Raw genomic sequence first — 11,803 nt, 5'->3', positions numbered from 1 at the left:
GGCATCATGGCTAGTTCGCAACATCCTTAAGAACTGGTCAATGCCCGCCTTGCTGGCGATTTCCTCACATGTTAGCAGCAATCAACGGGGTCTTTGGCGGGCCCCGATGCTTGGACCATCGACCGACATGCCCGGATTCCACGGCGTCTTCCCCTATCTCGTCTCGCCCGTCGATGCCGGCGGCAATGTGCGCACCGAAGTCCTCGGCAGGCTTTGCGACGACCTGATCGGCGCCGGCGTGCACGGGTTGACGCCGCTGGGCTCGACCGGCGAGTTCGCCTATCTCAATGCCGCCCAACGCGCCTCTGTCGTGCAGTCCACGATCGAGGCCGCCAAGGGCCGCGTGCCGGTGATCGCCGGCGTCGCCTCGACCTCGACGGCGGACGCGGTGGCGCAGGCGAAGGCCTACCAGAAGTCTGGGGCCGACGGCATCCTCGCGATCCTGGAAGCCTATTTCCCGCTTGCCGATGCCCAGGTCGAATCCTATTTCCGCGCCATTGCGGATGCCGTCGACATTCCCGTCGTCATCTACACCAACCCGCAATTCCAGCGCTCCGATCTCACCCTCGACACCATCGCGCGCCTCGCCGAGCATCCGCGCATCGGCTACATCAAAGACGCCTCGACCAACACCGGTCGGCTGCTCTCGATCATGAACCGCTGCGGGGATGCCTTGCGGGTGTTCTCGGCCTCCGCCCATATCCCGGCCGCGGTGATGCTGATCGGCGGCCTCGGCTGGATGGCGGGCCCGGCCTGCATCATTCCGCGCCAGAGCGTTGCGCTCTACGCGCTCTGCAAGGCCGGTCGCTGGAGCGAGGCGATGGTGCTCCAGCGCAGGCTGTGGCGCATCAACGAAGCCTTCGCGCGCTTCAACCTCGCCGCCTGCATCAAGGCCGGGCTCGCGATCCAGGGCTACGATGTCGGCGACCCCGTGCCGCCGCAGGCACCGCTGACCGCCGAGGCGCGCAAGGTCGTGGAGACGGCTTTGCGCGAGCTGACCTAGCGTTTGCCACGCGGCAATTTGCCCCGGCGACCTGTCGGGAGCAAAATGGCTCTTACCTGACAGAGAAACTTCCGTGCGCTTGCGGCGTTGCCGCGTGAGCGACCTCTGTCGCCCACGCATGTGCACCTCAGAGCCCGCATCCAGCACAAGATACGGTGATCACTTATGAACCGTCGCTATGCGATTGCCGCGGCAGCCTTCGCCGCCCTGCTGCTCGCCGTCACGGCCGCGAAGATCCTGCATGTTCCGATCTCCTATGTCCCGTGGGCGGCGCCGTCCGCGCGCGCCATCGAGCAGCGCGGGCCGCTGTCGGATGGCGAAAAGGCGACCATCGACATCTTCGAGCGCGTGTCGCCCTCGGTCGTTCAGGTCGCCGTGAAATCGGCCGCCAGTCCTCTCATGGGCGACGAAGGCCAGGGTGGCGGCGGCGCGTCCGGCACGGGCTTCGTCTGGGACCGCGAGGGTCATCTCGTGACGAACAATCACGTCGTCGCCAATGGCAGCGAGATCGCCGTGCGCTTTGCGTCGGGAGAGGTCGCGCAGGTGGACCTCGTCGGCAGGGCTCCCAACTACGATCTCGCGGTGCTGCGGATCCGCAGCGTGCGAGAGCTGCCGGCGCCGGTGGGACTCGGCAGCTCGAGCGACCTGAAGGTCGGCCAAGCCGCCTTTGCGATCGGCAATCCGTTCGGGCTGGATCAATCGATGACCTCCGGCATCATCAGCGCGCTCAAGCGCAGGCTTCCGACCCATGGCGGCCGGGAGATCGCCAACGTCATCCAGACTGATGCCGCGATCAACCCCGGCAATTCAGGCGGTCCCTTGCTGGATTCCGCCGGGCGTTTGATCGGCGTCACGACCGCGATCATATCGCCGTCCGGCTCGAACGCCGGCATCGGCTTCGCGGTGCCGGTCGACGTCGTGAACCGGATCGTCCCCGAACTCATCCGCAGCGGCCGGGTGCCGACGCCCGGCATCGGCATCGTGGCCGCCGGCGAGGATGTTTCCACCCGGCTCGGCGTCGAGGGCGTGATCGTGGTGCGGACGGCCCCCGGCAGCCCGGCCGAGCGGGCGGGGATTCGCGGCGTCAACTTTTCGACAGGAGCTGTCGGAGACATCATCACCGCGGCCGAAGGCAAGCCGGTGCGGCGCCTCTCCGACCTGACCGACGCGCTGGAGCAGGCCGGGGCGGGGAAGACCGTCCGGCTCACGGTCAAACGCGGCTCGGACAGCCGTGATGTGGATGTAGGCATCATCGATATCGACAGGTCCTAGCCGGCCGATCCGCAAGCAGCCGCAAGGGGTTCGGAGGCGCATTGCAGATGTGCCGGGGCTCGGTTGTCTGGCCCGCAAAATCCGCTAAAACCGCCGCGGTCGTTTTTGCGGATTTCGAGGACACAGCGGAATGAACATTCTTCCCGGCAATTTGCGTTTCGGAGCGGGGCAGCCCGTCAAGCGTTTGGAGGACCAGCGGCTGCTCACCGGGAAGGGACAGTTCATCGACGACAAGCCGGCCGACGGCGCGCTGTGGTTGCACGTGCTGCGCTCGCCGCACGCCCACGCCAGGATCGTCTCGATCGACACCGGCGCCGCAGCCGCGATGCCTGGCGTCACCGCCATCTATACCGGCGCCGATCTCGTCAAGGACGACATCGGCGCGATCCCGACCCTGAACATCTTCAAGCGCCCAGACGGTAAGCCGATGACGGTGCCGCCGCGCCGGCTGCTGGCCCATGAGGTTGTGCGCTATGCCGGCGAGGCCGTCGCCGCGGTGGTGGCGTCCTCGCGTGTGGAGGCGCAGAGCGCGGCCGAAGCGATCGTGATCGAGTACGACGTGCTGCCCGCGGTGGTCGACCCGGTCGAGGCCGTCAAGCCCGGCGCGCCCGTGGTGTGGCCTGAGGCGCCCGACAACATCGTCGGCGCCATGTCTTACGGCGATGCTGCCAAGGTGGACGAGGCGTTCGCCAAGGCGGCGCATGTTGTCGAGCTCGATCTGGTCAGCCAGCGCCTGGTGCCTTCCGCGATGGAGCCGCGCTCGACCATCGCGGAGATCGACAAGAAGACCGGACGCCTGCTGCTGCACGTGCAGTCGCAGACGCCGGCCTCGACCCGCGACGTGCTGGCGGAAGCGGTGCTCAAGCGTCCCAAGGACAGCGTCCGCGTCCTGGTCGGTGACATCGGCGGCGGCTTCGGCCAGAAGACCAACCTCTATCCGGAAGACGGCATCGTCGCCTATGCCGCAACCAAGCTGAACAAGAAGATCCGTTGGCGCGGCGACCGCACCGACGAGTTCGTCGGCGGCACCCATGGCCGCGATCTCACCTCGACGGCGTCTTTCGCGCTGGATGAGAAGGGCAAGGTGCTGGCCTATCGCGTCAAGTCGATCGGCTGCACCGGCGCCTATTCCTCGGGCGCGGCCAACATCATCCCGCTGGTGCTCGGCCCCTTCGTACAGACCGGGGTCTACGATCTGCCGCTGGTGCATTTCGAGGTGCAGTCGGTGATGACCCACACCGCACCGGTCGGCGCCTATCGCGGCGCCGGCCGCCCCGAGGCGGTGTTCATCGTCGAACGCTTGTTCGATGCCGCCGCGCGAAAAATCGGCATGGATCCGCGCGCGATCCGCAAGGCCAATTACATCAAGCCGGCGCAGCTGCCCTACACCAATGCCGCCGGCCAGGTCTACGATTCCGGCGCCTTCGCCCACATGCTCGACCGCGCGGTGAAGCTCGCCGACTGGGACGGCTTTGCCGTGCGCAAGAAGGCGGCGAAAAAGAAGGGCCTGCTCTACGGCCGCGGGCTCACCTCCTACATCGAATGGACCGGCGGCCGCGCGCATACCGAAAAGGTCACGTTGCAAGCGACCTCGCAAGGGCGGGTCGTGCTGCATTCCGGCACCATGGCGATGGGGCAGGGACTGCAGACCACCTACACCCAGATGATCTCCGACACGCTCGGCATCCCCATGGACAAGATCGACGTCGTCCAGGGCGACACCGATCTCGCCACGGGTTTTGGCAGCGTCGGCTCGCGCTCGCTGTTCGTCGGCGGAACCGCGGTCGCGGTCTCGTCGAATGACCTGATCCAGAAGGCGCGCGAGAAGGCCGCCAACGTGCTGGAAACCTCGATCGAGGACATCGAATATCAGGGCGGCATGCTCACGGTGGTCGGCACCGACCGCCGCATCAGCCTGTTCGATCTCGCCGAGAAGGAGAGCGGCGCCAAGCTCAGCGTCGATTCCGAGGGCGAGGTGGACGGTCCGAGCTGGCCGAACGGCACCCATATCTGCGAGGTCGAGATCGACCCCGAGACCGGCGTCTCCAAGGTCGTGCGCTACACCACGGTCGACGACGTCGGCGTCGCCGTGAACCCGATGCTGGTCACCGGGCAGATCCATGGCGGCGTGGCGCAAGGCATCGGCCAGGCGCTGTATGAAGGCGTGTCCTACGACGCCGACGGCCAGCTGCTGACCGCGAGCTATCAGGACTATTGCATCCCCCGCGCCGACGACGTGCCGCCGATCGTGGTGACGCTGGATGATTCCGCGCCCTGCCGCACCAATCCGCTCGGCGCCAAGGGCTGCGGCGAATCCGGCGCCATCGGCGGGCCGCCCTGCGTCACCAACGGCGTGATGGACGCGCTCGCCGAGCTCGGCATCACCCAGCTCAACACGCCGCTGACGCCGCAGAAGGTGTGGCAGGCGATCCGGGACGCGAAGGCTGCGGGGTAGCGTTGTCGCGCGGGCTGCCACCACACACGCAAGTGTCGTCCCGGGGCGCGCAGAGCGCGAGCCCGGGACCCATAACCACAGGCGTTGTTGTGGCGCGAAGCTGGTAACTCCGAGTCCCCGTAACCACATCTCCCTGTGGCTATGGGTCCCGGATCTGCGCTTGCGCTTGTCCGGGACGACACCGAGTGTGTTGGGGCAGCCGAGCTAAATCCCCAGCACCATCTTCGCGATGATGTCGCGCTGGATCTCCGAGGTGCCGCCGAAGATGGTGTAGGCGCGGCCGTTGAGATATTCCGGCACCATCGTCAGCATCTCCTCGGGGATAACAGGCTCGTGGTTGAGCTTGTAGAGCGGGCGCATCGGCTCGACGGCAAGCGCGTCGTGGCCGATCACGTCGGCGCCGAGCCGCGTGACGGCCTGGCGGATCTCGCTGTTGCGCAGCTTCAGGATCGAGGACACCGCGCCGGGATTTTGCCCGGTCTGCAGCGCCGAGAGCACGCGCAGCTCGGTCATCTCCAGCGCGTCGATGTCGACTTCGACCTCGGAGATGCGCGTTGCGATGTCTGGGCTGTCGATGGCGCGTCCGGTCAGGTCCGACTCGGCAAGGTCCGCGATCGCCCTCAAGCCCTCGCGCAGCTTGGCCGAGGCGATGCCCGCGCCGCGCTCGAACTCCAGCAGATATTTGCCGTAGGTCCAGCCTTTGCCTTCCTCGCCGACGCGGTTGGCGGCGGGCACGCGGACGTCGTCGAAGAACACCTGGTTGACCTCGTGGTCGCCGCCGATGGTGAGAATGGGACGGGTGGTGATGCCCGGCGTCTTCATGTCGATCAGGATGAAGCTGATGCCGTCCTGCTGCCTGGGACCGTCGCTGGTGCGCACCAGCGCGAACATGCGGTTGGCATGGTGCGCGTGCGTGGTCCAGATCTTGGTGCCGTTGATGATGTAATCGTCGCCGTTGCGCACGGCGCGCGTCTTCAGGGAGGCGAGGTCGGAGCCCGAGCCCGGCTCGGAATAGCCCTGGCACCAATAATCCTCGCCGGAGAGAATCCGCGGCAGGTAGAAATTCTTCTGCTCCGGCGAGCCGAAGCCGATGATGACGGGCCCGACCATCTTCACGCCCATCACGTTGACATTGGGGACGCCGGCCCGCGCGCATTCGGTCTCGAAGATCCAGCGTTGCGCCGGGGTCCAGCCCGGCCCGCCATATTCGACCGGCCAGCCCGGCGCGCCCCAGCCCTGGGCGTGCAGCGCGCGCTGCCACGCCTTGCCGATATCGGGGTCGGAGAACACCGACGGCGTCAGCGCGGTCGCGCGCTTCATCTCCTCGGTGAGATTCCTGGCAATGAAGCTGCGCACCTCACTCTGGAAGGCGCGCTCCTCGGCATTGAAACTGAGGTCCATGAGGCTCTCCGGTGTCAGGCCTTGCGGCCGAGTTCGGCGTGGCGGGCATAGTGATGCGCGCTGCCGCCGAACAGCGTGTCGAAGGCGACGAGGCGCTTGAAATAGGCGCCGACCTCCAGCTCCTCGGTGACGCCCATGCCGCCATGAAGCTGGATCGACTGCTCGCCGACGAAGCGGGCGCATCTGCCGATCTTCGCCTTCGCGCCCGACGCCGCCCGGGCGCGCTCGGTCGGCGCAGCGTCCACCTTCAGCGCGGCGCGCAGCGCCATCGAGCGCGCCTCGTCGACCTGCATGGCCATGTCGGCGAGCCGGTGGCGGATCACCTGGTTGGCCGAGAGCGGCCGGCCGAACTGCTTCCGGATCTTGGTGTATTCGAGCGTGGTGTCGAGCAGCGTCTGCATGATGCCGACGGCTTCGGCACCGAGCGCGGCCAGGGCGCGATCGACGGCCCATTCGATCGCCGGCAGCGCGTCGTGGCCGGCGCCGAGCAGGGCGTCTTCGGGCAGTTGCACGTCGGACAGCTCGATGTTGCAGGCGCGCCCGCCGCCGAGGCGCGCGTAGTCGGAGATCGCAAGGCCCGGCGCGGTTGCCGGCATCGCGAACAGGCCGATCCGTCCCGAAGGGCCATGATGGTCGTGCATGAGCGCGGAGACGATGATCTCGTCGGCGGCATGGCCGTCGAGCACCGCGATCTTGCTGCCGGACAGGCGCCAGCCCTGCGCCGTCTTGGTCGCCGATGTCGCGACCTTGGCGAGGTCGAACCGTGCCGCCCGCTCGGAATGCGCGAACGCAAGCTTCAGTGATCCGTCCGCGACCTTGGGCAGGCTCGATTGCTTCTGATCATGGCTGCCGCATCTGGCGATCAGCCCGGCGCCCAGCACCACGGTCGCCAGATAGGGCTCCGACACCAGCCCGCGGCCGAAGGCCTCCATCAAAATGCCGATCTCGACCGCGCCGCCGCCGAGCCCGTCGAATTCCTCGGGCAACGGCAGCGCCAGCCAGCCAAGCTCGGCGAACTGCTTCCACACCGCGGGGCTGAAGCCGAGCGGATCGTTCGCCATCCTGCGGCGGTGAGCGGCATCGTAGCTCCCGGCCACGAAGCGCTCCGCGCTGTCGCGCAGCAGCTTCTGCTCGTCACTGAGATTGAGATCCATGTTGTCTACTCCGCCGCAGCCGGCTTGCGCACGGAGGGATGCAGGCCGGACGGATCGACGATCATGCCGAACTCCTGAAGATTGTGGGCATGGCAGAGCTGATGCAGCGCGAAGGCCTGGTCGATCGCGGCGGGCTGGCCCATCACGTCGACCGAGCGGTTGACGGCTTCCTTGGTCATCTTTAGCGCGAAGGACGGCTTTGTCGAAATCCTGCGCGCCAGCTCCAGCACGCGCAATGAGAGTTCCGCGCGCGGCACGACCTGGTTGACCATGCCGAGCTGGTGCGCCTCCTGCGCGCTCCAATTGTCGGCGGTGAACAGGAATTCCTTGGCCTTGCGCGGGCCCAGCTCCCAGGGATGCACGAACCATTCGACGCCGCAGACGCCCATGGTGACGACGGGGTCGCAGAATTGCGCGTCGTCGCTGGCGACGATGAGATCGCAGGCCCAGGCCAGCATCAGCCCGCCGGCGATGCACTTGCCATGTACCTCGGCGATGGTGGGTTTCGCCAGATTGCGCCAGCGCCGGGTGATCTGGAGATAGATTTCCTGCTCGCGCGCGAAGCGGCCATGGGCGTTCGGCTCGGCAAAACCGCCCCAATTTCCGATCGGCGGGAAATCGACGCCGGCCACATTCTTGCCGCCGGGGCGCAAATCGTGGCCGGAGGAGAAGTGCGGGCCGCTGCCGGCGAGAATGATGACCTTGACCGCATCGTCCTGCACCGCCGCGTCGAAGGCGGCGTTGAGGTCGTAGGTCATCTGCAGGTTCTGCGCGTTGCGCGCCTCGGGCCTGTTCATCACGACCCGGGTGATATCAGGCTCGGGCCGCTCCACGAGGATGGTCTCGAACGAGGTCATCGCGTTCCCTCTGACGATTTTCGTCTTGTTGCGGGGAGTTGACTATGTCGGCCTGTGCGAGGCAAGAGGCTTGCGTCAGTCGGCGCGCTCATCCATGCCATCAATCCGGGGCGCGAAGCGAAATCTCGAGATTCCGGGCTCGATGCTGCGCATCGCCCCGGAATGACGTTGGGATGCTGGCGTCTTGCGGGTCTCATCTGGTAGTTTGCGCCAGATTCCACCGGGAGAAATTTAATGCGCAAGATCCTCACCGTGCTGGCGGCGCTGGCCTCGCTAAGCCTCACCAATTGCGGCTACAACGCGATCCAGAGCGAGGACGAGCAGATCAAGGCCGCCTGGTCCGAGGTCGTGAACCAGTATCAGCGCCGTGCCGACCTCGTGCCCAATCTCGTCAACTCGGTGAAGGGCTTTGCGCAGCAGGAGAAGGACGTGCTGCTCGGCGTCACCAACGCCCGCGCCAAGGTCGGCAGCATCCAGGCGACGCCCGAGGTGCTGAACGATCCCGCCGCCTTCCAGAAGTTCCAGGCGGCCCAGGGCGAGCTTTCCAGCGCGCTGTCGCGGCTGCTGGTCGTGACCGAGAACTATCCGCAGCTGAAGTCCGACGCCCTGTTCAAGGATTTGATGTCGCAGCTGGAGGGGACCGAGAACCGCATCACGGTAGCGCGCAACCGCTACATCAAGTCGGTGCAGGATTACAACGTCACCATCCGCTCCTTCCCGAGCAACCTCACCGCGATGGTGTTCGGCTACAAGGAGAAGCCGAACTTCTCGGTCGAGAACGAGAAGGCGATCTCGACCGCGCCGAAGGTGGATTTTAACACCGCTCCCGCGCCGTCGAAGTAAGCGCGTTCGACTCAGATGCGCGTCCCACACTCCGCCGTCATTCCCCGCGAAGGCGGGGAATCCAGTACGCCGCGGCTCCACGGTTCAAGCACTGCGGCCGCTCGAATACTGGATCGCCCGCCTTCGCGGGCGATGACACCGAGCTTGTTGCGGGCGATGGTGGTCATCGCGCTCTTCTTCGTCTTCGCGCTCCCCGCCTCCGCCGACGTCGCCGTCCCGGAGCTCACCGGCCGCGTGGTCGATGAGACCGACACGCTCTCCAGCAGCGACATCGCCGCGCTGTCGCAGAAGCTGCAGGACTTCGAGAGCCGCAAGGGCAGCCAGATCGCCGTCCTGATCGTGCCGACCACGCAGCCGGAGACGATCGAGCAATTCTCGATCCGGGTCGCCGAGGCCTGGAAGATCGGCCGCAAGAAGGTCGACGATGGCGCGATCCTCGTCGTCGCCAAGAGCGACCGGCAGCTGCGCATCGAGGTCGGTTACGGCCTCGAAGGCGCTCTGACCGACGTCACGTCGCGGCGGATCATCGATGAGGTCATCACGCCGAAGTTCAGGGCAGGCGATTTCGCCGGCGGCATCTCCGATGGCGTCGACCGCATGATGCGGGTGATCGAAGGAGAGCCCTTGCCGTCTCCCTCGCGCACCGCGAACTTCGCCCACAATCTGGACGACCTCGTGCCGGTGTTTGCCGTGGCGCTGTTTGCCTCGATCGGCGTGGGCGGCTTCTTCCGGGCGATCCTGGGACGGCTGCTCGGATCACTGGTGACCGGGGGCATCATTGCGGCGGTGACCTGGGTCATCCTCGGCTCCGCCGCGCTCGCCGCCGCCGTCGGCGTGCTCGGCTTCATCATCGGTTTCATCGCCGATCTGTTTTCGGCGATCACGCCGGGCACCGGACGCTCGCGCGGCGGCTCTTGGTCGAGCGGCTCGTCGGGAGGCGGCTGGAGCAGCGGATCGTCGAGCAGCGGCGGGTTCAGCGGCGGCGGGGGCAGTTTTGGCGGCGGCGGCGCCTCGGGGAGCTGGTAGCGGTCATGAGCATCAAGCGCATTGCCAGACATCTCGTGCAGTATCATTGGCGGGCAAGGCAGATCTTTCCGCCAGACGTCCTCGCCCGCATCGAGCAGGCGGTCAGGCGCGGCGAAGCCACCCATTCCGGCCAGGTTCGTTTCGTGGTCGAAGGCGCGCTCGACGGCGTGCCGCTGTTCCGCAACCAGCCGGCGCGGGCGCGTGCGCTCGACGTGTTCTCGCACTTCCGCATCTGGGACACCGCGCACAACAACGGCGTCCTGATCTATCTCCTGCTCGCCGATCGCGACGTCGAGATCATCGCCGATCGTGGCATCGACGCGAAGGTGGGCGCGGCGGGCTGGGAGAGCATCTGTCACGCCATGGAGTCGGAGTTCGCCTCCGGCCAATTCGAGCGCGGCGTCATCGGCGGCATCGAAGCAGTGTCGCGCGAACTGGCGCGGCATTTTCCGCCGCAGGCGTCGCCTGCCAACGAGCTGCCGGATGCGCCGGTCGTGATGTGACGGACTGTGATGTGGCTAGAGCGGGCGCTCGATCTATCGCCGGCGCGTAGCTTCATTCCGCGGCCGTTCATCTTGCCCCGGTTACAAATTGTTTCACGCCCGCCACACCGGTTCCTTCTTCCCGGCCTAATTCGGCCCCGGATAATTTCCTAAAACTTCGGTAAGCGGGTCCCAAGGTAAGGATTTCGCAAGCAATGAAAGTTACCAAAAGGTCAATCCAGAGCGGAGTATTTGAACCGTGAGCGAACCAATGGCTGAGCAGGCTGCCCAGGACAACAGCGTCGTCGAAGCCGGGACGACCGTGCCGCGGGCTGTCGAGGCTGCCGGGATCGACGCCCCCTCGATCGCGCCCGACCACGAGGCGCCGCCGAAGCCCGACCCGGTGAAGGTCGAGCCACCGAAGATCGAGGTGCCGAAGATCGAAGCCAGGGTCGAGCCCAAAGCCGAGAGCAAGCCGGAGCCGAAGTCCGGCAAGCTGATCGTCATGGCGCCCTCGGAGCGCAGCTGGGACCGCGAGGATTTTGCTCCGCATGTGAAGGCGGACGAGCCGCGCGAGGCCGGCGGCAAGCGGCGCCTGTCGGCGATGGCCGCGGTGGTGGCGATCGCAGCCGGTGTCGGCGCGATCAGCGGCGCGCTCGCAACCGCCGGCATGATGCATTTCGCAAGCCCCGCCCAGGCACCGGTGCAGGTCACCGATACCAGCGCGCTCGATGCTTCGGTCGCGCGGATCGATGCCGATCTCGTCGCGCTCAAGGCCAATGTCGAGCACAGCTCGAAGACGGGTCTCAGCCAGTTCAATCGCGCCAACGACCGTCTCGACAAGCTCGAGAAGGCGCAGGCCGAGCCGCTCGCCAGGATCGCAAAGCTGTCGGAAGCGGTCGACAAGCTGCGTGTCACGCCGCCCGCCGCGCCCGCGCAGGCTGCCGCAGCTGCGGCGCCCGCGAAGGAGATCACCGGCTCGGTCGCGCCGACCCAGGTTGCGACCGCCGCCGCAGCGGCCCCGGTGGCTGCCGCTCCCAAGCCCGAGGTCGGCCGTCTGCCGACGGTCGAAGGCTGGCGGCTGCGCAACGCCGGCAATGGCGGCGCGCTGATCGAGGGCCGCGACGGCCTCTACGAAGTCTATCCCGGCGACCCCATCCCCGGCGTCGGCCGCGTCGATGCGATCCGCCGCCAGGACGGCCGCTGGGTGGTCGTCACCAGCAAGGGGCTGATCGTCGCACGCTGAGCGTCCGATATCCGAGTTCGAAGAGGCGCTTCACCAGCATGTGAGGCGCCTTTTTGCTTGAATA

At 66.7% G+C, this 11,803-nt stretch carries 10 protein-coding genes; 7 read left to right on the top strand and 3 right to left on the bottom strand.

Going from position 1 to position 11,803, the window contains the following annotated elements; translation table 11 throughout:
* Positions 1-127 precede the first annotated feature (127 nt).
* The 3 genes from DCM79_RS01350 to DCM79_RS01340 all read left to right on the top strand — a co-directional run bounded on the left by DCM79_RS01350 (position 128) and on the right by DCM79_RS01340 (position 4,730).
* A complete protein-coding gene (locus DCM79_RS01350) occupies positions 128-1,003 on the top strand; it encodes a dihydrodipicolinate synthase family protein (RefSeq protein ID WP_257180922.1) in 876 nt (291 codons plus the stop codon).
* A 165-nt stretch (positions 1,004-1,168) separates the two neighbouring features.
* Positions 1,169-2,275, top strand: coding sequence for a S1C family serine protease (locus tag DCM79_RS01345; protein ID WP_257178178.1), 1,107 nt, complete (start codon positions 1,169-1,171; stop codon positions 2,273-2,275).
* Positions 2,276-2,405: 130 nt separating this feature from the next.
* Positions 2,406-4,730 (top strand): xanthine dehydrogenase family protein molybdopterin-binding subunit, encoded by a 2,325-nt coding sequence (locus DCM79_RS01340; RefSeq protein WP_257178177.1) that lies wholly within the window; start codon positions 2,406-2,408, stop codon positions 4,728-4,730.
* 204 nt (positions 4,731-4,934) lie between these two features.
* Here the strand turns inward: DCM79_RS01340 and DCM79_RS01335 are convergent, their stop codons facing one another.
* Genes DCM79_RS01335 through DCM79_RS01325 form a run of 3 tightly spaced genes read right to left on the bottom strand, consistent with a single transcriptional unit; the run spans position 4,935 to position 8,142 of the window.
* Entirely contained in the window at positions 4,935-6,131 is a 1,197-nt protein-coding gene (locus DCM79_RS01335; RefSeq protein WP_257178176.1) for an acyl-CoA dehydrogenase family protein, read from the bottom strand.
* Between the two features lie 14 nt (positions 6,132-6,145).
* Positions 6,146-7,285: an acyl-CoA dehydrogenase family protein gene (locus DCM79_RS01330; protein WP_257178175.1), complete on the bottom strand. Its 1,140-nt coding sequence runs from the start codon at positions 7,283-7,285 to the stop codon at positions 6,146-6,148.
* 5 nt (positions 7,286-7,290) lie between these two features.
* The gene (locus DCM79_RS01325) at positions 7,291-8,142 is read right to left on the bottom strand and encodes an enoyl-CoA hydratase (protein ID WP_257178174.1); all 852 of its coding nucleotides are present in this window, start codon (positions 8,140-8,142) and stop codon (positions 7,291-7,293) included.
* Between the two features lie 234 nt (positions 8,143-8,376).
* On the opposite strand from DCM79_RS01325, the gene DCM79_RS01320 reads away from it, so the two are divergent.
* The 4 genes from DCM79_RS01320 (at position 8,377) to DCM79_RS01305 (ending at position 11,739) form a co-directional block, all read left to right on the top strand.
* Positions 8,377-8,985, top strand: coding sequence for a LemA family protein (locus DCM79_RS01320; protein WP_028134535.1), 609 nt, complete (start codon positions 8,377-8,379; stop codon positions 8,983-8,985).
* A 132-nt stretch (positions 8,986-9,117) separates the two neighbouring features.
* The gene (locus tag DCM79_RS01315) at positions 9,118-10,011 is read left to right on the top strand and encodes a YgcG family protein (protein WP_257178173.1); all 894 of its coding nucleotides are present in this window, start codon (positions 9,118-9,120) and stop codon (positions 10,009-10,011) included.
* A 5-nt stretch (positions 10,012-10,016) separates the two neighbouring features.
* A complete protein-coding gene (locus tag DCM79_RS01310; protein WP_257178172.1) occupies positions 10,017-10,514 on the top strand; it encodes a TPM domain-containing protein in 498 nt (165 codons plus the stop codon).
* 250 nt (positions 10,515-10,764) lie between these two features.
* Positions 10,765-11,739 (top strand): hypothetical protein, encoded by a 975-nt coding sequence (locus DCM79_RS01305; RefSeq protein WP_257178171.1) that lies wholly within the window; start codon positions 10,765-10,767, stop codon positions 11,737-11,739.
* The last annotated feature ends 64 nt before the right edge of the window (positions 11,740-11,803 follow it).

This window comes from Bradyrhizobium sp. WBOS07, assembly GCF_024585165.1.
Lineage (GTDB): Bacteria > Pseudomonadota > Alphaproteobacteria > Rhizobiales > Xanthobacteraceae > Bradyrhizobium > Bradyrhizobium japonicum_B.
The sequence above is the reverse complement of the archived record's forward strand: the minus strand, read 5'-3'. Positions and strand labels throughout refer to the sequence as shown.